Source organism: Burkholderia sp. Nafp2/4-1b, assembly GCF_003635165.1.
Lineage (GTDB): Bacteria > Pseudomonadota > Gammaproteobacteria > Burkholderiales > Burkholderiaceae > Burkholderia.
The window spans coordinates 1,072,951-1,095,705 of the sequence record NZ_ML058597.1; the positions used below are offsets into that span (position 1 = coordinate 1,072,951).

Sequence of the window (22,755 nt, forward strand, 5' to 3'; positions counted from 1 at the left end):
CCCGGATCCTCCCGGCCCACGTCTAACCCGAGTTTTTCCGCTCGCAAAACCGGCGCCCGCGACCGCACGGGCGCCGTTGTTCACGCACGCCTATTGAAACGCCGGCACCGCGCCTCATCTGTATTTTCGACGCGCGCACACCGCGCGCGTGGTGCCCGACACATCCCCGCGACGTCTGGCACACTGACGATTCGCGCGCGGCCGCCCGCGCACTCGCACCCCATTTCAAGCTCCGATGGACGTCACCGCCACCCGCCCCGCTCATGCGCTCGACGTGTTCCACCCGGCCGTCGCCGCGTGGTTCCACCGCACGTTCGCCGCACCGACCGGTGCGCAGGCGCTCGCGTGGCCGCACATCAAGGCCGGCCGGTCGACGCTCGTCGCCGCGCCGACAGGCTCCGGCAAGACGCTCACCGCATTCCTGTGCGCGCTCGACGATCTGGTGCGCGATGCGCTCGCACACGACGGCGCGCTGCCCGACGCAACGCTCGTCGTCTACGTGTCGCCGCTGAAGGCGCTGTCGAACGACATCCACGTGAACCTCGACGCGCCGCTCGCCGGCATCGCCGCATCCCTCGCGCAGCTCGGCCTGCCGGTGCCGGCGATCCGCACCGCCGTGCGCACCGGCGACACCACGCAGGCCGAACGCGCGGCGCTGCGCAAGCGCGCGCCGCACATCCTCGTGACGACGCCCGAGTCGCTGTACGTGTTGCTGTCGTCCACGTCGGGACGGCAGATGCTGTCGAGTGTGCGCTCGGTAATCGTCGACGAGATTCATGCACTCGCTTCGTCCAAGCGCGGCAGCCATCTGGCGCTGTCGCTCGAACGCCTCGACGCGCTGGCCGGCCGCGCGTTGCCGCGCATCGGGTTGTCGGCCACGCAAAAGCCGATCGACGCGGTCGCACGCTTCCTGGTCGGCGGCCCGGCCGATGCGCCGCGCGACTGCACGATCGTCGACACCGGTCACACGCGCGAACGCGATCTCGCGCTCGAACTGCCGAACGTGCCGCTCGAACCGGTAATGGCGACCGACGTGTGGGAGCAGGTGTACGACCGGATCGCCGCGCTCGCGGCCGCGCATCGCACGACGCTCGTGTTCGTGAACACGCGGCGCACCGCCGAACGCATGGCGCGCCATCTCGCGGACCGACTCGGCAAGGATGCGATCGCCGCGCACCACGGCAGTCTCGCGAAGGAGCATCGGTTCGATGCGGAACAGCGGCTCAAGCGCGGCGAGCTGAAGCTCCTCGTCGCGACCGCATCGCTCGAGCTCGGCATCGACATCGGCGACGTCGATCTCGTGTGCCAGGTCGGTTCGCCGCGCGGGATCGCGCCATTCCTGCAGCGTGTGGGCCGCTCGGGGCACCATGTCGGCGGCGTGCCGAAGGGCCGTCTGTTCCCGCTGTCGCGCGACGAGCTAGTCGAATGCGCGGCGCTGCTCGACTGCGTGCAACGCGGCGAGCTCGATGCACTGCGGATTCCCGAAGCGCCGCTCGACGTGCTCGCGCAGCAGATCGTCGCCGAAGTCGCATGCGCGGAATGGCAGGAGGACGCGCTGTACGCGAGCTTCACGCGTGCGGCGCCGTATGCACGCCTGTCGCGCGAACGCTTCGACGACGTGATGAAGATGCTCGCGGAAGGCTTCACGAGCCGCCGCGGCGTGCGCGGCGCGTACCTGCACCGCGACGTGGTCGGCGGCACGGTGCGCGGTCGCCGCAACGCGATGATGACGGCGACGACGTCGGGCGGCACGATCCCCGACATGGCCGACTACGCCGTGTTGCTGGAACCGCAGGGCATCCAGGTCGGCACCGTCAACGAGGATTTCGCGGTCGAGAGCCTCGCAGGCGACGTGTTCCAGCTCGGCAACCAGTCGTACCGGATCATCCGCGTGGAAACGGGCCGCGTGCGTGTCGAGGATGCGCAGGGCCAGTCGCCGGGCATTCCGTTCTGGCTCGGCGAGGGGCTCGGACGCAGCGACGAGCTGTCGGCGGCGGTCGGTCGGTTGCGCGCGCGGCTCGACGCGCTGTTCGCCGAAGGCGACCGCCACGCGCCATCCGGTCGCGGCGAGCGCACGAGCGGCGACGCGGCCGGCAAAACGAGCACAGACGCGAGCACACGCGGCAAGGCTAAAGCCGCGGCCGAAGCGCGCGCCGTCACCGAGTCGCCCGGTGAAGCCGACGACACCGCACTCGCCCCGGCCGAGAGCCGTCTCGCACCGGCGCTGCGCTGGCTCGCCGACGAGCTGCACCTGTCACCCGATGCGGCGCGCCAGATCGCCGACTACCTCGCCCGCACGCGTGCTGCGCTCGGCGCATTGCCGACGCAGGACACGCTCGTGATGGAGCGCTTCTTCGACGAATCGGGCGGCACGCAGCTCGTGATCCATTCGCCGTTCGGCAGCCGCATCAACCGCGCGTGGGGGCTCGCGCTGCGCAAGCGCTTCTGCCGCAATTTCAACTTCGAACTGCAGGCCGCCGCGACCGACGACGCGATCATTCTGTCGCTGTCGCTTGCGCACAGCTTCGCGCTCGACGAAGTGTGGCGCTACCTACGCTCGGCCAGCGCCGAGCACGTGCTGGTCCAGGCGCTGCTCGACGCGCCGATGTTCGGCGTGCGCTGGCGCTGGAATGCGACGACCGCGCTCGCGCTGCCGCGCTTCACCGGCGGCCGGCGCACCGCGCCGCAACTGCAGCGGATGAAGAGCGACGACCTGCTCGCCACCGTGTTTCCGGACCAGGTCGCGTGCCTCGAGAACGTCGTCGGCGAACGCGAGATCCCGCACCACCCGCTCGTCGAACAGACGCTCGACGATTGCCTGCACGACGCGATGGACACCGAAGGCTGGCTCGCACTGCTGCGCCGGATCGAAAGCGGCGCGATCGAGCTGATCGCGCGCGACCTGCCCGCGCCGTCGCCGCTCGCGGCCGAGATCCTGAACGCGAAACCCTATGCGTTCCTCGACGACGCACCGCTCGAGGAGCGCCGCACGCAAGCCGTGCAGTCGCGCCGCTGGAGCGACCCCGAATCGGCCGACGATCTCGGCGCGCTCGACACCGACGCGATCGACGCGGTGCGCGACGAAGCATGGCCGCTCGTGCGCGATGCGGACGAAATGCACGATGCGCTGCTTACGCTCGCGTGTGTCGCCGACAGCGAAGCGCACGCGCACGCGGGCTGGCCCGAGCTGCTCGCGGAACTGGCCGAGCGCCGTCGTGCGACCATGCTCGTCACGCCGGACGGCACGGCGCTGTGGGTGCCGGTCGAGCGGCTGGTGTGCCTGCGCGAGCTGCATCCCGACGCGCGCGTTGCGCCCGCGCTGAAGGTGCCGGCCGCGTGCGCGCAGCCTTGGGAGCCTGACGCCGCGCTCGTCGACGTGATGCGCGCGCGGCTCACCGGCTTCGGCCCGCTCGCGCTCGACGCCATCGCGCAGCCGCTGGGCCTGCAGCCGGCGGCGATCGCGACGGCGCTCACGGCGCTGGAGCGCGAAGGCTACGTGATGCGCGGCCGCTTCACGCCGGGTGCGACGACCGACGAATGGTGCGAACGCCACCTGCTCGCGCGCATTCATCGCTATACGGTGAAGCGGCTGCGCCGCGAGATCGAACCGGTCGAGCGCGCCGACTTCATGCGCTTCCTGTTCCATTGGCAGCACCTGACGCCCGACACGCGCGGCACGGGCCGCGACGCGCTCGCGGCCATCGTCGAACAGCTCGAAGGCTACGAAGCGGCGGCAAGCGCATGGGAAGACGCGCTGCTGCCCGCGCGGCTGACCGACTACACGGCCGGCGGGCTCGACGAGCTGTGCCGCTCGGGCAAGCTCGTGTGGACCCGCATCGGCGCGCCGGCCCGCGCGGCCGGCACGCCCGTGAAGACGACGCCGGTCGTGCTGCTGCCGCGCCGCCACCTCGGCGCATGGCAGGCACTGCGCGACCCGGACGCGCAACCGGCGCTGTCCGCGCGCGCGACGCAGGTGCGCGATGCGCTCGTCGCACACGGCGCGATGTTCTTCGATGCGCTGCTCGACGAACTGCACATGCTGCCCGTCGAACTCGAACAGGCACTCGGAGAACTCGTGTCGGCAGGTCTCGTGAATGCGGACAGCTTCGCCGGACTGCGCGCACTGCTGAAACCGGCCGTCAAGCGCAGCGCGACGTATGCGCCGCGCACGCGGCGCGGCGGCGCACTGATCGGCGGGATGGACGACGCGGGGCGCTGGGCGCTCGTGCAACGCGTGTCGGCGCCGAACGAAGCGTCTTCGTCTTCGCCTACGCCTACGCCTTCGCCGACGTCGACACCGAAGCGCGGTGCGGGCGCGACCGATCCCGACGCGCTCGAACACATCGCGTGGACCTTGCTGCGACGCTATGGCGTCGTGTTCTGGCGCCTGCTCGAACGCGAGGCCGACTGGCTGCCGAGCTGGCGCGAGCTCGTCCGCGTGCTGCAACGTCTCGAAGCGCGCGGCGAGATTCGCGGCGGGCGCTTCGTCGCCGGGCTCGCGGGCGAGCAGTTCGCGTTGCCGGAAGCGATTCCGATCCTGCGCGAACTGCGTCGCCAACCGGGCAACGGCGAATACGTGTGCGTGACCGGCGCCGATCCGCTGAATCTCGCCGGCACGCTGCTGCCCGGCGACAAGGTGCCCGCGCTCGCGGGCAATCGCGTGCTGTTTCGCGACGGCGTGCCCATCGCGTCGCTCGTGTCGGGCACCTTCCACTACCTCCCCGACCTGCCGCCCGCCGCGCGCGAAGATGCGCGGCTGCGACTCGCGCGCCGCTACTGACATCGGCTGACACGCAGCACGTCGCGGACTACTAAACGCCGCGCGGCATCGGCGCGCACGTTCGGGTAGCATCGAGCGATTCGTCGAACGATCCATCGCGCAAACGACCGCGCGCACAACAAGCCTTCCGGAGACTGCCTTTCATGTCCTCGCATGCCGATTCGCCCGCCGATTCGTCCGCCGCTCATCACGCGGGCTCGCTGACGATTTTCCAGGGCGCCGCGCTGTATGTCGGCGCGGTGCTCGGCACCGGCGTCATTGCGTTACCTGCGCTGGCCGCTGAAGTCGCGGGCCCTGCGTCGCTGCTCGCCTGGGCCGCGCTCGTCGTGCTGTCGGGGCCGCTCGCCGCCACCTTCGCCGCACTCGGCGCACGCTACCCGGACGCGGGCGGCGTATCGACCTACGCGCGACGCGCATTCGGACCGAAGGCCGCGGCGATCGTCGGCTGGTGCTTCTATTTCGCGGTGCCGGCCGGTGCGCCGGCCGCCGCGATGTTCGGCGGCGCATACGTCGCGGCCGTCACGGGCGGCGGGCACGTGACGGTGATCGTCACGGCCGCCGCACTGATCGCGACGGTGTCGGCCGCGAATGCGTTCGGCGTCACGGTGTCGGGTCGCATGCAGCTCGTGTTGTCGGCGCTGCTCGTCGCGCTGCTGCTGGCCGCCGTGCTTGCATCGGCGCCGCATGCGCGCACCGCGAACCTGCAACCGTTCGCGCCGCACGGCTGGCTCGCGGTCGGCCAGGCGGCCGCGCTGCTCGTGTGGAGCTTCGCAGGCTGGGAAGCGATCACGCACCTCGCCGCCGAATTCCGCCGGCCCGCGCACGACATGCCGCGCTCGGCCGGCATCGCGGTCGTGGTGGTCGGGTTGCTCTATCTGTCGGTGGCTGGCGCGAGCGTGATGGTGCTCGGCCCGTCGGCCGGCGCGTCGGGCGCGCCGCTCGCGGAACTGATCGCGGGCGGCATCGGCGGCCACGCGCAGGTGCTCGCGGCCGCGGCCGCGCTGTTGCTCACGCTCGGCACGATGAATGCGTATTTCGCGGGTGCGGCCAAACTCGGCGCGGCGCTCGGCCGCGACGGCGCGCTGCCCGCATGGCTCGCGCAAGGCAGCCAGGTCGGCGGCGTGCCGCGCCGCAGCCTCGGCGTGATCGCGGTGCTGGCCGTAGTTGCGCTGGCCGCGACGACGCTCTCGGACGTCGGGCCGAAACCGCTCGTGCTCGTGACCTCCGGTTGCTTCGTGATGGTGTACGGGCTCGGTGCGGCGGCCGCACTGAAACTGCTGCCGCGCGGCAGCATCGCCTATCGCTGCGCATGGATTTCGCTGGTGGCCGTGGCCGGCCTGTTCCTGACGACCGGCTGGTATTTCCTGTGCCCGCTGCTGCTCGCGGGCGGTGCGCTGCTGTATCTCCGAATGGCCGGGCCGCGCACCTGATCGCGCACCGGACCGCGCACCTGAGCGCACGCCGGTGCCGTGCGCGAACGCCAATGCGTTCGCTCGCCGCGACACGCCGGCCGGCCGCGCACCGGCTGCGTACCATCAAGGTGCGTGCGTCAGGCCGGCACCAGCTCGAAACTGAGGCGCTTGCCGAGTGCGGTGGCCGCGCTGGCGAGCGTCGCGAGCGTGAGGCTCGTGTCGGTTTCGTCGAGCAGCCGATTGAGCGCGGCGCGGCTCGTTTTCATCCGCGCGGCCATCGCGGTCTTGGTGATGTGCTGCGCCTTCATTTCCTGCCCGATCTGCCACGCGATCACGCGCTTGATCGCGGTGGCGGTGGCGGCTTCGAGCAGGCCTTCTTCCTCGAGGAAGGTGTCGAAGTCGCTGCCGATATGCGGGTTGTTGGTAGTCGTCATGGGTACTCCAGTGCATGGCGTGGCCGGCGGCACGGCGGCGATCGCATGTGCCGGCGCAACCGGGAATTCAGATGGCGCGCATGAGCGCTTTCAGCCGCGCGACGGTGACGTCGAGATCGTCGGACGGCGTGGCCTGCGACTGCTTGAAGAACGCGTGCAGCAGCACCATCGTGTCGCCGACGACCGTGAACAGCACGCGCGCGCTTCGCCGCGGCAACATCACGCGGATTTCCCACAGATCCGTCGACATCTTCCGAACCAGCGGCATGCCGAGCGGCCAGCCGAGTTGAACGGTCTTGATTTCCTCGCCGATCACCCGGCGCTCGATCTGCCCGAGCCCCTTGAGCCATTCGCGCACCGGCTCGTTGCCACGCGCGGAGCGGAAGAACCGCACGCCGAGCGTGATCTGAATCTGCTGTCTCGCCATCGTCGTGTCATCGAGTGTACCAAAAACGGTACGATACGCCAAGCACGACGACGCCCACTACTGACCGAACGGCCAACGAACGACGGTGAAGGAACGGCGGCCGGACATCGTCCGCCCAGGCCCTGCCGGGCGTCTCAACGCACGCGGCGGGGCGACTTGCCCGCGCGACGGGGCGCGTGCCGGGTGTGCGCATCGCCGAACCGCGCCTGCGCGATCTCGCGCACGGCCTCGATCAGCGTGCGCGCGACCGGCGACGGTTGCGCATCCGTGCGCAACACGAGCCCGACCGGCTCGTCAGTGCCCGCCGACGGCAGCGGCAGCCGCGCGAGCGCACCGGCCGACAGGTCGTACTCGGCCGCATAGAGCGGCACGAACCAGACCGCGTCGTTCTCGAGCGCGAGCGCGCGCGCGACCGACACCGACAACACCTCGATGAACGAATCCAGCGGCGGCGCGCCGCATGCACCGAGCAGTTGCTCGGCCGACTGACGGATCAGCGTGCCGAATGGCGGCAGCACGACCGGATAGCGCGCGAGCTCCGCAGCCGGCGCGGCACTCGCGAGCAGCGGGTGTCCGGCGCGGACGACCGCGACGAGCGGTTCGTTGTACAACTGCTCGAACGCGAGCCCGATCATCCGCTCCGGCTCCGACAGGCGGCCGATCGCGCATTCGATCGCGCCCGCCTTCAGCCGCTCCAGCAGTTCGGTATTCGCGGCGGTCGCGATCCGCACGACGATGCGCGGCCAGCGTGCGGTCAGCGCCTTCATCAACGCCGGCGCAAGCGAGGCCGCAACTGTCGGCAGCATGCCGATTTCGAGCGTCGCCGCGGCCGCGCCGCCTTCGCGCGCGAGCAGACCGACGCCCTGCCGCAGCGCGAGCACGCACGCATTCGCATGCGGGATGAAGAGTTGCGCTTCGCGGGTCGGCTGTGCGCCGTGCCGCCCGCGTTCGAACAGCTTCACGCCAAGAATCGACTCCAGTTCGGCGATCGTCTTGGACACGGCCGGCTGCGTGATCGACAGGCTTTCGGCCGCCTTCTGCACGCCGCCCGACTGCGCGACCGCGAGAAAACACTGCAGGTGCCGGAACTTGACGCGGCCGTCGGCGATACGGTTATTCATAACGGGCGGTTATGCGAATGGGGATATCCCGTCATTTTGCATAACTTTCCGGAAAGGCCCAAGCATTCGGCGCGGCGTCACGCATGACGTCGCAGCGCGTGGAATCCGGTGGGCTCCCAGATCCGTTTCGCGATCAGCAGGGCCGTGCCGTGCTTCTGCCCGAGCGGCGCGGACGACGACTCCGCATGCAGCGCCGCCGCCTTGCTGCTGAGCCGCCGCAGCTCCTGTTCCAGCTCCGCGGCGGCGGCGTCCGTCAGCATCCCTTGCAGGAACGTCATCGTCTCGCCGGGGCCGTCGAAGCGGCTGCCGAGGAAATCGTCGAGCACGTGCGCGTGGAGCGACGGGCGGGCTGGAGGGCCGTGCACGGAGTCGTCACCGACGACGCGAAGCCCGATCGCTTTTTCCGCCGGACAGGCCACCTGTCCGGCGGATTTTCATTGGCGCGTCCAGGCATAACGAATGGTTATGCGATTCGCGAAAAAAGGTCATTTTGCATAACTTTCCGGATTGGCTAAAGTCTTGCCATCCACTTCGAGAAATACCTAACAGGAGACGCCCGATGGATTCCCCCACGATCCTCACGCCGCGCGACTGGCCGTCGCATCCGGCCTATGTTCACCCCGAGTACCGTTCGTCCGTGAAGCGCGGCCCGACCCGCCCGCTAATCCCGTTGAAGGAAAAGCTGCGCGACCAGTACGTGCCCGTCTACGGCACTGACGATCTCGGCGCGCTCGACCACGATCTGACGAAGAACGCCGTGAAGAACGGCGAGCCGCTCGGCGAGCGCATCGTCGTCACCGGCCGCGTGCTCGACGAAGGCGGCAAGCCCGTGCGCAACACGCTCGTCGAAGTGTGGCAGGCGAACGCCGCCGGCCGCTACGTGCACAAGGTCGACCAGCACGACGCGCCGCTCGACCCGAACTTTCTCGGCGCGGGCCGCTGCATGACCGACGACGAAGGTCGCTACCGCTTCCTGACGATCAAGCCCGGCGCATACCCTTGGGGCAACCATCCGAATGCGTGGCGCCCGAATCACATCCACTTCTCGCTGTTCGGCGATTACTTCAGCTCGCGCCTCGTCACGCAGATGTACTTCCCCGGCGATCCGCTGCTCGCGTACGACCCGATCTTCCAGGGCACGCCGGAACAGGCGCGCGAGCGCCTGATCTCGCGCTTCTCGATGGACATCACCGAAGAAGGCTATGCGCTCGGCTACGAATTCGACATCGTGCTGCGCGGCCGCGACGCTACCCCGATGGAGCGCTGAACCATGACGACGCTGAAGCAAACCCCTTCGCAGACGGTCGGCCCGTACTTCGCGTACGGCCTGTGCCCGCAGCAATACGATTACGACCTGAAGAGCCTGTTCACGCCGGCGATCGCCACGCCGGACGCCGAAGGCGAGCACATGCTGCTGGTCGGCCAGGTGTTCGACGGCGACGGCAATGTCGTCGGCGACGCGGTGCTCGAATTCACGCAGGTGGACGGCGCGGGCCGCTATCCCGCATCGCCCGACGACATCGCGAAATCCGGCTTCACGGGCTTCGCACGTGTCGGCACGGGCACCGACCCGCAGCAGCGTTTCGTCGTCTCGACGGTGAAGCCGGGCCGCATCGCCGCCGACGAAGCACCGCACATCAACGTGACCGTGATGATGCGCGGGATCCTGACCCACGCATTCACCCGCGTGTATTTCGACGACGAAGCCGCGGCGAACGCCGCCGATCCGGTGCTGAACCTGGTGCCGGCCGAACGGCGTGGGACGCTCGTCGCGAAGCGCGACGCGCAGCCGGGCCGGCCTGTCGTGTACCGCTTCGACATCCGCATGCAGGGGCCGGAAGAAACGGTGTTCTTCGACGTGTGACGTATGACGCGCGCCGGCGCAGGCCGGCTCCCCGCCCGAACCGCCGCGTGGCGCGATATCAACCGGTATCGCATCACGCGGCGGTTTTCGTTTTCCGGCGGCGAACTTCGATGTTGTGCCGCAGCACGCCTGCGCGCGATATCCGATGTCGATGGTTGAGTGCTTCGGACCGGGTATCGAACGACCGATTCAAACGCATGCTGCAACCGCACATCGATGGCGCGGCGGACACGATATCGTTTGCGCGCTATGCAGCGTATGCTTCGTTATCCGCACCGCATCAATATGATTGAATCGCCTGAAGCAACAATTTCACGAACCCATGCGCGCATGCGGCCTCGTCGGCCGATCGCGCATTTTTCTAACCGAGTGCCTTTAAGCGCGTCTGACCGAAACCCGGGCAGGCGCGTTTTTTTCGTCCGCAGCCGCAACCGCAAAGTCCGCGCCGCCTCAGCCGTTCCGATTAGCGGCGCGCCTCGAGAAAGCGGCTCGGCGTATCGCCGAGAATGCGGCGAAACGCCGACGTAAATGCGCTCGCGCTCGCATAGCCGAGGTCGAACGCGACCCGCGTCACCGGCTGCCCGTCGCTCAGGCGCGTGATCGCCGCGAGCATGCAGACCTGCTGACGCCACGCGGCAAAACTCACACCGGTCTGCGCGCGGAACAGCCGCGTGAACGTGCGCCGGCTCACGCCCGCATCGGTCGCCACCTGGTCGAGATCGGCTGCGATCGACGGCGATGCGAACAAGTGCCGGCAGATTTTCGCGAGACGCGCGTCGGCCGGCAGCGGCGCGTGCAGCGACAGTCGCGGCATCGTCGCGATTTCCGCGACCAGCAGCGCCATCAGCTTGCCCGCGCGGCCGTCGAGGTCGTACATCGCCGGCAGGTCGATCGCCTCGTCGATCAGTTGCCGCAACAGCGGCGACACGCCGTACACGCCGCACTCGTCCGGCAGCCCCGCCGCGCGCGCCGCGTCGTCGGCCACGAACGCGCTGAACAGCGTAACGGGGCCCGTCATCGTCGCTTCGTGCCGCACGCCGGCCGGCACCCAGCACGCGCGCTGCGGCGGCACCAGCCAGCGGCCGTGCGGCGTCGACACGCTGAGCGTGCCGCGCGAGAGGAACGCGAACTGTCCGCGCCGGTGCGCGTGCTCCGGAAACGTCGTGCCGGCCGCGTAGTCGTTGGCGGTCACGACCACGCTACGCGGAATATGTTCGTAGGGATCTAGCAGCGTATTTCTCAAGGCCCGAATTCCATCATGAATGACCCGATATTGAAGGCGGGTCACCTTCGCTCGGTTTACGATCCGCTCCACGCTCGTGCGACCGGGGTGGCCGATCGCAAGACCCGACGGCCGAATCGGCCGGATAGCGACTGCTTCGAAGCGGAGATGCCCAATGCCCTTCATCCCGTGGGGGACGGCCCCCACTCTGTTCTCCTGCTGTACGGCCGGTTCGGCGACGCGCATGCGTGCAAGCCCGTCGAGCCGTGGCTGTCGCGCGAGCGCTTCGCCCATGCATTCATGGACTACCGAGGCGCCGATGCGCCGGTGCCGTGCAGCAGCCTCCGGTCGCCCCACCTCACCGCAGCATGAACGACATCGCCGACAGGCTGTTCAGCGTGCGTACCACATGCTCGACCGACGGCCCGTCGAAGCGCAGCGTCACCGCGTCGACCCGTTCCAGCGACGGCAGCACGCAGAACAGATCGGCGAGCGCGGCCGTCTGCACGCGCAGCGTGCAAGCGGCCGGCGCGGGCCGATGCGCGGTCGCGCGCCAGCCGGACGACAGCGCCTGCGCGACCGTGTCGCGTGCGGCGGTCGCGATGCGCGCGCATGACGCGGCCGGCGTGAGCGTCTCGCCGCTCGATGCGCCACCGGCCGTCTTGACCGTCTCGAAACGTGCATCCGGAAACAGCGGCCGGGTTTCCTCGGCGAATACGTCGTCGCCCGACGCCAGCGCGACGTGCGCGCCGTATTCACGCGCGAGCGCCCCGTACAGCCCGGCTTCGCCAAGCTCGACGCCGTTCAGCCACACCTGCGTGAACGCGAAGCCGTTGATGGTGTGCGCAAGCACGCCGCGCGTCTGCGATTTCGCATGAAAGCCGATCATGAACACCAGGTCGGGCTGCTGTTCGAGCCCCGCCATCATCCCGAGCGTGCGCGGCTTGCCGAGCACGACGCGCGCGCGCGCATCGAGCCCGTCGGGCAGCAGGTTGCGAAAGCCGCCGTGCGAGTCGTTGACCCAGACGGCCTGCGCGCCGCCCGCGAACGCGCCTTCGATTGCCGCGTTCGCCTCGGCGGTCATCCAGCGGCGAGCGCGTTCGTATTCCGGATTGCCGGCACGCGTCTGTTCGGCGGCGAACACGCCGGCGACGCCTTCGATGTCGGTCGAGATCAGGATCTTCATGAATGGGTCGGACGTCCTTCGTTGCTTTCGTTGCTTGCGTTGAACAGCCGCTCGAGATCGGGTACCGCGTCGCGCAGCGACTGCCGCACGTGACCGTCGCGCCCAGTCACGGTCACGGCGTGCAGCAGCGCATCGGCAATCGCGTGTTCGACGCTTTCGGCCGCGGCCATGAACAGCGGATCGAGCGCCGCATCGGCCACGAGAGCCGGCAGCGCGATGGTCGATGCGTCGTGGCCGATCGTGTACGCGGTGGAAAACGCCAGTGCGATGTCACCGCTGCCGTGCCCGTAGACCGACCCGGTACGGGCGAGCCCCGCGCCCGCGCGACGGGCGAGCCGCGACAGTTGCCGGGAGTCGAGCGGCGCGTCCGTCGCGAGCAGCACGATGATCGAGCCTTGTTCGGGCGCCGCCGCGTGGGCCTGCACGGCCGTGGCCGCGGCCGTACGCCGCTGCGTGACGATGCGCCCGAGCGGCACGCCGCCGAGCGTCAGCATCGGCAGCCGGCCGAAATTCGCGAGCACGAGCGCGCCGACGGTATACGGCCGGCCGGCGGCGACGGCGATGCGAGATGCAGAGCCGATGCCGCCTTTCAGGTCGAAACACGACATCCCGCGACCGGCGCCCACCGCGCCACGCGCGAACGCGCGCGCGGCCGTGCGGCACGCGTCGTCGTAATGTCCGGCCGTCACCGCGAACGCCTGGATGTCGTTCAGATAGCCGTCGTTGCACTCGAACACGAGCGGGTTGACGGTCGACCAGTCGCGGCCGATCCGCGGATTCGCGGCGATCGCCGCGCGGATCTGCGCCTGTGCGACCGTGCCGACACCGAACGTGTTGGTCAGCGCGATCGGCGTCTCGAGCGTGCCGAGCTCGTCGACCTGCACGAGCCCGACGCTCTTGCCGAAACCGTTGATCACGGCCACGCCGGCCGGCACCTTGCTGCGGTACAAGTCGCCCGCGTGCGGCTTCACGACGGTGACGCCCGTCTGCACGTTGCCGGCATCGAGCGTCGCATGGCCCACGGTTACGCCGGGCACATCGGCGATCGTGCCGCGCGGCCCGGACGGCAGCGTCGTGCTCCACATCGGTCCTGCATGCATCAGCGGCGCTCCAGCTTCGGATCGAGCGCGTCGCGCAGCCCGTCGCCGAGCAGGTTGAACGCAAGCACGGTCAGGAAGATCGCGAGGCTCGGGAAGATCGCGACGTGCGGCGCGGTCACCATGTCCGCGCGCGCCTCGTTGAGCATCGCGCCCCACTCCGGCGTCGGCGGCTGCGCGCCGAGCCCGAGGAACGACAGGCTCGCGGCCGTGATGATCGACGTGCCGATCCGCATCGTGAAGTACACGACGACCGACGACACGGTGCCCGGCAGGATGTGCCGCATGATGATCGTCCAGTCGGACGCGCCGATGCTGCGCGCGGCTTCGACGTAGGTCATGTGCTTGAGCATCAGCGTGTTGCCGCGCACGAGCCGCGCGAACGCCGGGATGCTGAAGATCGCGACCGCGCAGATCACGTTGATCATCCCGTTGCCGAGGATCGCGACCACGCCGATCGCGAGCAAAATCCCCGGGAACGCGAACAGCACGTCGGCGACGCGCATCGTGATGCGGTCCCACCAGCCTTCGTAGTAGCCGGCGAGCAGCCCGAAGAACGTGCCGACGAGCGCGCCGAGCGCGACCGAGAAGAAGCCGGCCGCGAGCGAGATGCGCGTGCCGGTGATGATCCGGCTGAAGATGTCGCGGCCGAGCGAGTCGACGCCGAACCAGTGCACGGCCGACGGCCCCGCGTTCAGCGCATCGTAGTCGAAATAGTTTTCCGGATCGAACGGCACGATGTGCGGGCCGACGAAGGCGAGCACGACGAGCGCGAGCACGAAGCCGCCCGCGACCAGCGCGACGGTCTGCTTGCGGAACTTGCGCCAGAATTCGCGCCACGGCGTGCGGATCGCGCTCGATGCGGCCGGCGCCGCGGGCTGGACAGTCGCGTTCATGCGCGCCTCACTTGAACCGGATGGTCGGGTTGATGACCGCGTACAGCACGTCGACGGTCAGGTTGATCAGGATGAACTCGAGCGAGAACAGCAGCACGATCGCCTGGATCACCGGGTAGTCGCGCATCGTCACCGCGTCGACCAGCAGGCGCCCGAGCCCCGGCCAGTTGAACACGGCCTCGACGACGATCGAGCCGCCGAGCAGGAAGCCGAACTGCAGCCCCATCATCGTGACGACCGGGATCATCGCGTTGCGCAGGCAGTGCTTGAGCACGACCATCGGCTCGTGCACGCCCTTGGCGCGCGCGGTGCGCACGAAATCCTCGTTGAGCACCTCGACGAACGACGCGCGCGTGAAGCGCGCCATCACCGCCGCGACCGCGGCGCCGAGCGTCAGCGACGGCAGCACGTAGCTCTTCCACGTGCCGTCCGGCACGACCGGCAGCCAGCCGAGCTTCACCGAGAAGATCTCCATCAGCAGCATGCCGAGCGCGAATGCCGGAAACGAGATGCCCGACACCGCGATCGTCATCCCGACCCGGTCGGGCCAGCGATTGCGCCACACGGCCGACGCGATCCCGATCGCCATTCCGAACGCCGTCGCCCACACCATGCTGACGAGCGTGAGCAGCAGCGTCGGCATGAAGCGCTCGCCGATCTCGGTCGACACCGGCCGCTTGCTGCGCGTCGACATGCCGAAATCGCCGTGCGCGATCTTCACGAAGAAGTTCGCGAACTGCTTGGGCAGCGGCCGGTCGAGCCCGAGATCGGCGCGCACGAGCGCGACCGTCGCGTCGTCGGCTTCGGGGCCGGCCGCAAGCCGCGCCGGGTCGCCGGGCAGCAGGTGCACGAACAGGAACACCAGCACCGCGACGATCGCGAGCGTGGGCAGCAGGCCGAACAGGCGTTTGACGAGAAAATTCAGCATGGGGCACCGATCGAATCAGCGCGCCGGCAGCTTGCGCCGCCGGCGCCGCGCAGCGGGCGAACCGCCGTCATTTCACCGAGATTTCGTCGAAGTTGAACGAGCCGTCCGGCATCACGTACATGCCGTGCAGGCGCTTGCTGCGCGCATAGACGATCTTCTCCTGCACGAGGAAGATCCACGGCGCGTCGGCCCATACGACCTTCTGCGCGTCGGCGTACAGCGAAGCCTTCTTCGCGTTGTCGGTCGTCTCGAGCGCCTTCGCGAGATCGTCGTCGACAGCAGGATTCTTGTAGTACGCGGTGTTGTAGAGCTTCGGCGGCGCCGACGTGGATGCGAGCAGCGGCGACAGCGCCCAGTTCGCCTCGCCCGTCGAGGCCGACCAGCCGCTGTAGTACATCCGCACCGGCGCCGCCGCCGGATCCTGCGCGCTCTCGACCTTCGCGACCCGCTCGCCGGCCTCGAGCGCCTGCACCTGCACCTTCACGCCGACCTGCGCGAGCTGCTGCTGGACGAACTGGATCAGCTTCTGCGCCGTCGAATGGTTGTACGCGGACCACAGCGTCGATTCGAAACCGTTCGGATAGCCGGCCTCCTTCAGCAGCGCGCGCGCCTTGGCGGGATCGTACGGCCAGGGCCCGAGCTTCGTCGCGTATTCGACGCCGACCGGCGCGACGCCCGTTTGCGGAGTCGCATAGCCGGCGAACACGACCTTCGCGAGCGCTTCCTTGTTGACTGCGTAGTTCAGTGCTTCACGCACCTTCGGATTGTCGAACGGTTTCTTCTGCGTGTTCAGCGAGATATAGCGCTGAATGATCGACGGCCGCTCGATCAGCTCGACCTTCGGGTTGCTCTTCAGGTCGGCGGCCTGCTCGAACGGAATCGTGAACGCGAAATCCGCCTCGCCTGTCTTGAGCAGCGCCGCGCGCGTGTTGTTGTCGACCACCGGCTTCCAGTCGATCGAGTCGACCTTCGGATAGCCCTTCTTCCAGTAGCCGGCGAACTTCTTCACCTTCATGTCGTCGGTCTGCTTCCATTCGACGAACTCGAACGGGCCCGTACCGACCGGATGCAGCGATACATCGTGCCCCCACTTCTTCAGCGCGGCCGGCGAAATCATCACCGCCGACGGGTGCGCGAGCGTGTTGATGAAAGCGGAGAACGGCTCGCGCAGCGTGAACTTCACCGTCATCGGATCGACCACCTCGGTCTTCTCGATCACGCGGAACAGCCCGTAACGTTTCAGCTTGTTGGCCGGATCCGTCACGCGGTCGAAGTTCGCCTTCACGGCCGCGGCGTTGAAGTCGGTGCCGTCGTGGAACTTCACGCCCGGGCGCAGCTTGACCGTGTAAGTCTTCGCATCGGGGCTTGCGTCGTAGCCGGTCGCGAGCACGTTGACGAGCTTCATGTCCTTGTCGAAGCCGAACAGCCCTTCGTAGAACGACTTGACGACGGCTTGCGACACCGTGTCGTTCGCGTCGTACGGATCCATCGTCGTGAACGTCGAATACACCGCGACCACCACGTTCTGCTGCGCGAGCGCAGGCAGCGCGGCCGTCAGTGCGAACGCGCCGGCGAGCGCGACGAAGGACGCACGCGGACGAAACATCGGGAACGAATGCGGCTTGTTCATGTTGCTGGGCTCCTGTAGGTGAACGGCGACGCCTCGCGGGCGTTTCGGTTTCGACTTCCTGCTGCATTGCGCGCGTCGGGCGCGCGCTCCGCGGGAACGGGCCCGCGGGCACTCAACTCAATTCAACTCGCTTCCACTCGCTCCCACTCAATACGCGCCGCCGACGCGATGCGTCGCGACGTAATGATCGGGGCCGACCGCGACGAGCGGCGCGACGCTCGGCTCGTCGCCGATTGCGCGGATCGGGCTGGGAATCTCGTCGGCCGCGAGCTGGCGCGGCGCATGCCGGCGCGCGGGGTCGGCCACCGGCACCGCGCTCATCAGCTTCTTCGTATACGGATGCTGCGGCGCCTCGAACACCGCGCGACGCGGGCCGATCTCGACGATCTGGCCGAGATACATCACCGCGACGCGATGGCTGACGCGCTCGACGACGGCCATGTCGTGCGAAATGAACAGGTACGCGACGCCGAGTTCGCGCTGCAGGTCGAGCATCAGGTTGACGATCTGCGCCTGCACCGACACGTCGAGCGCGGACACCGACTCATCGGCGATCACGACCTTCGGGTTCAGCGCAAGCGCACGTGCGATGGCGATCCGCTGCCGCTGGCCGCCCGAGAATTCGTGCGGATAACGGCGCGCCGCCTCCGGCGGCAGGCCGACCTTGTCGAGCAGCCAGTCGACGCGCGCCTGCGCTTCACGGCCGCTCGCGACGCCGTGCACGAGCAGCGGCTCCATGATCGAGAAGCCGACGGTCAGGCGCGGATTCAGCGACGCGAACGGATCCTGGAAAATGAACTGGATGTTCCGGCGCAGCGCCTGCAGGTCATGGCCCTTCAGCGCGCTGATGTCGCGGCCGTCGAATTCGACCGAGCCGCTTTGCGATTCGACGAGGCGCAGCAGCGAACGGCCGGTGGTCGACTTGCCGCAGCCCGACTCGCCGACGAGCGCGAGCGTCTCGCCCGCGCGCAGCTCGAAGCTCACGCGCTCGACCGCATGCACGTACTGCGACACGCGCCCGAACACGCCGCTCTTCACCGGAAAGCGTGTGACGAGATCGCGCACGCGCAGGATCGGCGGCGCGGCCGGATCGACGTGCGGCTGCGCGGCGGCGGCTTCGGCGGCTTCCGCTGGTTCGGCGGCTCCAGCGGCGTCGTTCGCGCCGGACGCCTGCGTGACCGCCGCCGTGCCGTCCGCCTTCAGCAGCGGGAATTTCTCGGGAATATCGGTGCCCTGCATCGAACCGAGCCGCGGCACGGCCGCGAGCAGCGCACGCGTGTAGCGATGCGCGGGCGTCGCGAAAATGCGGTCGGACTCGCCCTCCTCGACCTTCTCGCCGCGATACATCACGAGCACGCGGTCGGCCACTTCGGCCACCACACCCATGTCGTGCGTGATGAAGATCACGCCCATGTTCATTTCGTCCTGCAGGCCGCGGATCAGTTGCAGGATCTGCGCCTGGATCGTCACGTCGAGCGCGGTCGTCGGTTCGTCGGCGATCAGCAGCGCGGGCCGGCACGACAGCGCCATCGCGATCATCACCCGCTGCCGCATCCCGCCGGACAGCTGGTGCGGATAGCGCGCGAACACGCGGCGCGCCTCGGGAATGCGCACGAGATCGAGCAGCCGCAACGCTTCCGCACGCGCGTCGCTCGCGCTCTTCGACTGGTGCAGCGCGATCGCCTCGCTGATCTGGTCGCCGACCGTAAACACCGGGTTCAGCGACGTCATCGGCTCCTGGAAGATCATCGCGATGTCCGCGCCGCGAATGCCGCGCATGGTCGCCGCGCTCGCCTGCGCAAGGTCGACGACCGTGCCGCCGCGGCGCCGCAGCGTGATCCGGCCGCTCGTGATCTCGCCGCCGCCGTGCTCGACGAGCCGCATCAGCGCGAGCGACGTGACCGACTTGCCGGAGCCCGATTCGCCGACGATCGCGAGCGTCTCGCCGCGATCGACATGAAACGACACGTTGCGTACCGCGTCGAACGTCGCGTTCTCGCGGCGGAACATCACCGACAAGTCGTCGACGGCGACGACGCGCTGTTCCGGCAGCACCAGCGCGGACGTGTTTCGGCTCGAAGTCATGCGAAGGTCTCCTCGTGCGATCCGCAATCAGGCCGCATCGTCGCGATAGATGCCGACCACCGGCGTCTCGCCGACGCGCGCGTAGCCGCGATACATTCCTTCCGTGTTGAACGGCATCGCGACGTTGCCGTGCGCATCGACCGCGATGATCCCGCCGCGCCCGGCGAGCCGCGCCAGCTTGTTCATCACGACGTCGTGCGCGGCGTCGGCCAGCGACGCGCCGCGATATGCCATCTGCGCGGCCATGTCGTGCGCGGTCGCGAGCCGGATGAACATCTCGCCGGTGCCGGTCGCGGAGACCGCGCAGGTCGCGTCGTCCGCGTAGCAGCCCGCGCCGATGATCGGCGAATCGCCGACGCGCCCGGGCTGCTTGTTCGTGATGCCGCCCGTCGACGTCGCCGCCGCAACGTGCCCGTTGATGTCGCACGCGACCGCGCCGACCGTGCCGTGCTTGCGGTCGGGATCGAGCGGTTCGGGCACCTGCCCCGCGCCGAATGCGAAGGTCGCCGCATCGTGATCGAGCATCATGCCGGCTGCCGCGCGCGCCTTGACCCACTGCGCATGGCGCGTTTCGGTGTCGAAGTAGTCGGGTTCGACGAGTTCGAGCCCCTGCGCGGCCGCGAACGCGTCCGCGCCCGCGCCGGCGAACAGCACGTGCTCGCTCGCTTCCATCACGCGTCGGGCAGCGAGGACCGGGTTGCGCACGCGGGTCGCGCAGCAGATCGCGCCGGCCGCGAGCGTCGCGCCGTCCATCACCGCCGCGTCGAGCTCATGCTTGCCTTCGGCCGTATAGACGGCGCCGCGCCCGGCGTTGAACAGCGGGCAGTCCTCGAGCATCCGCACCGCGACGGTCACGGCGTCGAGCGCGCTGCCGCCGTCGGCGAGCACCTTCTGCGCGGCCTCGAGGATCGCAGTGAGCTCGGCGCGGTACTGGCGTTCGGTGTCGGTATCCATCGCATCGCGCAGGATCGTGCCTGCACCGCCATGAATCGCGACGATCGCGGATGAAGTCATGATTTTTTCGGACCGGAGGAGGAAGGGTTGGCGGGCGGCAGCGCTGCCTGCGGCTGGATCAGCCACGGCAACAGGAATTCGGTCATTTCGGCGGCGGACTTCGCGGAGCGGTGCGTGCGCAGCGCGACCGCGTCGATCAGCGCCTCGATCATCGTCAGCACGGCCGCTTCCGACGTTGCCGCGAAACGCCGTTCGGCCTTCACGTACAGATTCAGCGACGCGATCGGTGCAAGCGGCGAACCGGGCCCGTCGGAAATGCCGAGCACCCGTGCGCCACGCGCCGCCGCACGGCGCGCCAGTTCGATCGTGTCCTTCACATAGCGCGGAAACGCGAGCGCGATCACGAGATCGCGCGAGTCGGCCGTATACAAGCGCCGCGCCGCGTGCGACGGGCCGCCGAGCAGCGCGAGCGACTGCACGCTGTCGTGACACACCGACAAGCCGTGCTCCATCAGCCCGGTCAGGAACGCGCTCGACCCAGCGCCGAGAATCAGCACGCGCCGCGCGCCGACGATCGCCTCGACGGCGGCCTCGACGTCGGCCGCATCCAGTTGCGTGCGCGTGTTCTCGATGTTCGTGACGGCCTGGTCGAACACGGCGTCGATCCACGCGGCGCCGCGCACGCCCTGCTCTTGCTCCTGTTCCTGTGCGGACCGCAGCCGCTCCACCGGGCCGAGCGTCGCCTCGAAGCCGCGCACGAGCGCCGCGCGCATCGCCGGATAGCCGTCGAATCCGAGCGCCTTCGCGAAGCGGTTCGCGGTCGCGATCGACGCATTCACCGCCTGCGCGAGCTCGTCGATCCGCATCGTCGCCGCGCGAAACGGATTCGCCAGCACGAACTCGCCCATCCGGCGGTGGATCGGCGTCATCCGCGGCATGGCCGACGCGATACGCTCCGCGATCACGGATTCGTCCTGACTGGCATCGTGCGTAACGAGAAGCGTCATGCGAATGGATTTGCAAGGTAGATGAAAATCAATTTACACAATCTATCGCACGGAAAAAAATAAATTTTCATCAGGGTTGTCACGCCCCTGCCGTGTTGGCGTGAGTCTGCCGGTCGCTCCGCGGCCGCACAGGCCCTTGCGCGCGTCGTGCCGCCTCGCACCCGCTGACCCTCTCTGCCCGCCCCACCGGGAAAACCCCGAGCGAGTTCGTTCGAATGCAAATTCGCGTTGACCGGATTCGAATTCGAACATAGGATGTTCGAAAATGGTCAGTCATCAGATAACATCAGCAAGCGATCGACGTGGAATGTTCGATCGAACACACTGATTCCGCGAAAAGTTCATGCGGATCGACGGCCATAAAGATCGGACATCGTACAAACAAGACCTAACAAGCCGCCTCGTCGGGGGCTTGCATGGATCAGGAGACGGCAGTGAAAACAGTCAAGGCGTTGCGCTGGTGGATCATCGTCCTCGTATGTCTGGGCACGATCCTCAACTACCTCGCACGAAATTCCCTCGCGGTCCTCGCACCTGAACTGAAGCAGGTGTTTTCGATCTCGACGCAGCAGTACTCGTACATCGTCGGCGCGTTCCAGATCGGTTACACGATCATGCAGCCGGTGTGCGGATTCGTCGTGGACCTGATCGGGCTGCGGCTCGGGTTCGCGCTGTTCGCGATGCTGTGGTCGGTGGTCGGTGTCGCGCACGGCTTCGCGTCGGGCTGGCTGTCGCTCGGCATCCTGCGCGGCTTTCTCGGGCTGTTCGAGGCCGCTGCGATTCCGTCGGGGATGAAGGCCGTCGCCGAATGGTTTCCCGATCGCGAGAAATCCGTTGCGGTCGGCTACTTCAATGCGGGCACGTCGCTCGGCGCCGCGATCGCGCCGCCGCTCGTCGTATTCATCTCGATGCGGTTCGGCTGGCAATCCGCGTTCATGGTTACGGGCGCGCTCGGCTTCGTGTGGGCCGCGCTGTGGTACACGCAGTACCGCTCGCCGGGCGATCACCCGCGCATCACGCCGCAGGAACGCACGCTGATTCGCGACGGCCAGGCGACGATGCCGGCCGTGTCGACGCGCCGGATTCGCGACGTCGTCACCGCGCGCCGCTTCTGGGCGATCGCGCTACCGCGCTTCTTCGCGGAACCCGCGTGGCAGACCTTCAGCTTCTGGATTCCGCTGTATCTCGCGACCGAACGCCACATGGCGCTCACGCAGATCGCCGTCTTCGCGTGGATGCCGTTTCTCGCGGCCGACCTCGGCGGCATCGCCGGCGGCTACCTGTCGCCCTATCTCGCGAATCGCTTCAAGCTGCCGCTCGTGTGGTCGCGCGTCGCCGGCGTCGCGCTCGGCGCGGTGCTGATGCTCGGGCCGGCGATGATCGGGCTCGTGTCGTCGCCGTACACGGCCATCGCGCTGTTCTGCGTCGGCGGGTTCGCGCACCAGATGATCTCCGCGCTCGTCAACACGCTGTCCGCCGACGTATTCGATTCCGAAGAAGTCGGCACCGCCAGCGGCTTCGCGGGGATGGCCGCATGGATCGGCGGGCTCGGCTTCTCGCTGCTGGTCGGCGCGCTCGCCGACAAGATCGGCTACGCGCCGCTGTTCGCGTGCCTCGGCCTGTTCGACATCATCGGCGTCACGCTGCTCGCGGTGCTGATCCGCGGCCAGTCGAAGCAGGAACGCCTGCTCGCGCAGCACGCCTGACATCCG

Annotated in this window: 18 protein-coding genes and 1 pseudogene; 6 read left to right on the plus strand and 13 right to left on the minus strand. The window is 68.5% G+C overall.

Going from position 1 to position 22,755, the window contains the following annotated elements; translation table 11 throughout:
* The first annotated feature begins 235 nt into the window (after positions 1-235).
* Both C7H84_RS04905 and C7H84_RS04910 read left to right on the plus strand, forming a co-directional pair.
* Entirely contained in the window at positions 236-4,780 is a 4,545-nt protein-coding gene (locus tag C7H84_RS04905) for a DEAD/DEAH box helicase (protein WP_121857670.1), read from the plus strand.
* 143 nt (positions 4,781-4,923) lie between these two features.
* A complete protein-coding gene (locus tag C7H84_RS04910; protein ID WP_121857671.1) occupies positions 4,924-6,210 on the plus strand; it encodes an amino acid permease in 1,287 nt (428 codons plus the stop codon).
* 119 nt (positions 6,211-6,329) lie between these two features.
* Here C7H84_RS04910 and C7H84_RS04915 read toward each other — a convergent pair whose 3' ends face one another.
* The 4 genes and pseudogenes from C7H84_RS04915 to C7H84_RS04930 form a co-directional block, all read right to left on the minus strand.
* Positions 6,330-6,626, minus strand: a complete 297-nt coding sequence (locus C7H84_RS04915; RefSeq protein WP_121857672.1) for an XRE family transcriptional regulator — start codon at positions 6,624-6,626, stop codon at positions 6,330-6,332.
* Between the two features lie 67 nt (positions 6,627-6,693).
* Positions 6,694-7,053 (minus strand): type II toxin-antitoxin system RelE/ParE family toxin, encoded by a 360-nt coding sequence (locus C7H84_RS04920; RefSeq protein ID WP_121857673.1) that lies wholly within the window; start codon positions 7,051-7,053, stop codon positions 6,694-6,696.
* A gap of 134 nt (positions 7,054-7,187) precedes the next feature.
* Entirely contained in the window at positions 7,188-8,174 is a 987-nt protein-coding gene (gene pcaQ, locus C7H84_RS04925) for a pca operon transcription factor PcaQ (RefSeq protein WP_121857674.1), read from the minus strand.
* A gap of 77 nt (positions 8,175-8,251) precedes the next feature.
* Positions 8,252-8,509: pseudogene (locus C7H84_RS04930) on the minus strand (transcriptional regulator); the annotation flags it as partial.
* Positions 8,510-8,733: 224 nt separating this feature from the next.
* Between C7H84_RS04930 and pcaH the strand changes: the two are divergent.
* Positions 8,734-9,441, plus strand: coding sequence for a protocatechuate 3,4-dioxygenase subunit beta (gene pcaH / locus C7H84_RS04940; RefSeq protein ID WP_121857676.1), 708 nt, complete (start codon positions 8,734-8,736; stop codon positions 9,439-9,441).
* A gap of 3 nt (positions 9,442-9,444) precedes the next feature.
* On the plus strand, positions 9,445-10,038 hold the full coding sequence (gene pcaG, locus C7H84_RS04945; RefSeq protein WP_121857677.1) for a protocatechuate 3,4-dioxygenase subunit alpha: 594 nt from the start codon (positions 9,445-9,447) through the stop codon (positions 10,036-10,038).
* 463 nt (positions 10,039-10,501) lie between these two features.
* Here pcaG and C7H84_RS04950 read toward each other — a convergent pair whose 3' ends face one another.
* Complete coding sequence (locus tag C7H84_RS04950) at positions 10,502-11,281, minus strand: helix-turn-helix transcriptional regulator (RefSeq protein WP_121857678.1); 780 nt, start codon at positions 11,279-11,281, stop codon at positions 10,502-10,504.
* 15 nt (positions 11,282-11,296) lie between these two features.
* Between C7H84_RS04950 and C7H84_RS37075 the strand changes: the two genes are divergently transcribed.
* A complete protein-coding gene (locus C7H84_RS37075) occupies positions 11,297-11,632 on the plus strand; it encodes a hypothetical protein (RefSeq protein ID WP_240461965.1) in 336 nt (111 codons plus the stop codon).
* On the opposite strand, the gene C7H84_RS04960 is transcribed toward C7H84_RS37075, so the two are convergent.
* From C7H84_RS04960 to C7H84_RS04995, 8 genes are all read right to left on the minus strand, one after another.
* Positions 11,619-12,446, minus strand: coding sequence for a M55 family metallopeptidase (locus C7H84_RS04960; protein ID WP_121857679.1), 828 nt, complete (start codon positions 12,444-12,446; stop codon positions 11,619-11,621). The two genes, C7H84_RS37075 and C7H84_RS04960, sit on opposite strands and share 14 nt — an antisense overlap.
* Positions 12,443-13,546: a P1 family peptidase gene (locus tag C7H84_RS04965; RefSeq protein ID WP_121857680.1), complete on the minus strand. Its 1,104-nt coding sequence runs from the start codon at positions 13,544-13,546 to the stop codon at positions 12,443-12,445. The genes C7H84_RS04960 and C7H84_RS04965 overlap by 4 nt, the downstream gene beginning before the upstream one ends.
* On the minus strand, positions 13,546-14,439 hold the full coding sequence (gene gsiD / locus C7H84_RS04970) for a glutathione ABC transporter permease GsiD (RefSeq protein WP_121857681.1): 894 nt from the start codon (positions 14,437-14,439) through the stop codon (positions 13,546-13,548). Before gsiD ends, C7H84_RS04965 begins: the two co-directional genes overlap by 1 nt.
* Positions 14,440-14,446: 7 nt before the next feature.
* Entirely contained in the window at positions 14,447-15,367 is a 921-nt protein-coding gene (gsiC, locus tag C7H84_RS04975; RefSeq protein WP_121857682.1) for a glutathione ABC transporter permease GsiC, read from the minus strand.
* 67 nt (positions 15,368-15,434) lie between these two features.
* Entirely contained in the window at positions 15,435-16,997 is a 1,563-nt protein-coding gene (gene gsiB, locus C7H84_RS04980; RefSeq protein ID WP_121857683.1) for a glutathione ABC transporter substrate-binding protein GsiB, read from the minus strand.
* Positions 16,998-17,144: 147 nt separating this feature from the next.
* A complete protein-coding gene (locus C7H84_RS04985) occupies positions 17,145-19,082 on the minus strand; it encodes a dipeptide ABC transporter ATP-binding protein (RefSeq protein ID WP_121857684.1) in 1,938 nt (645 codons plus the stop codon).
* 27 nt (positions 19,083-19,109) lie between these two features.
* Complete coding sequence (locus C7H84_RS04990; protein ID WP_121857685.1) at positions 19,110-20,096, minus strand: isoaspartyl peptidase/L-asparaginase; 987 nt, start codon at positions 20,094-20,096, stop codon at positions 19,110-19,112.
* On the minus strand, positions 20,093-21,043 hold the full coding sequence (locus C7H84_RS04995; protein WP_121857686.1) for a MurR/RpiR family transcriptional regulator: 951 nt from the start codon (positions 21,041-21,043) through the stop codon (positions 20,093-20,095). The genes C7H84_RS04990 and C7H84_RS04995 overlap by 4 nt, the downstream gene beginning before the upstream one ends.
* Before the next feature lie 434 nt (positions 21,044-21,477).
* Between C7H84_RS04995 and C7H84_RS05000 the strand changes: the two genes are divergently transcribed.
* Positions 21,478-22,749, plus strand: coding sequence for an MFS transporter (locus tag C7H84_RS05000; RefSeq protein WP_121857687.1), 1,272 nt, complete (start codon positions 21,478-21,480; stop codon positions 22,747-22,749).
* The last annotated feature ends 6 nt before the right edge of the window (positions 22,750-22,755 follow it).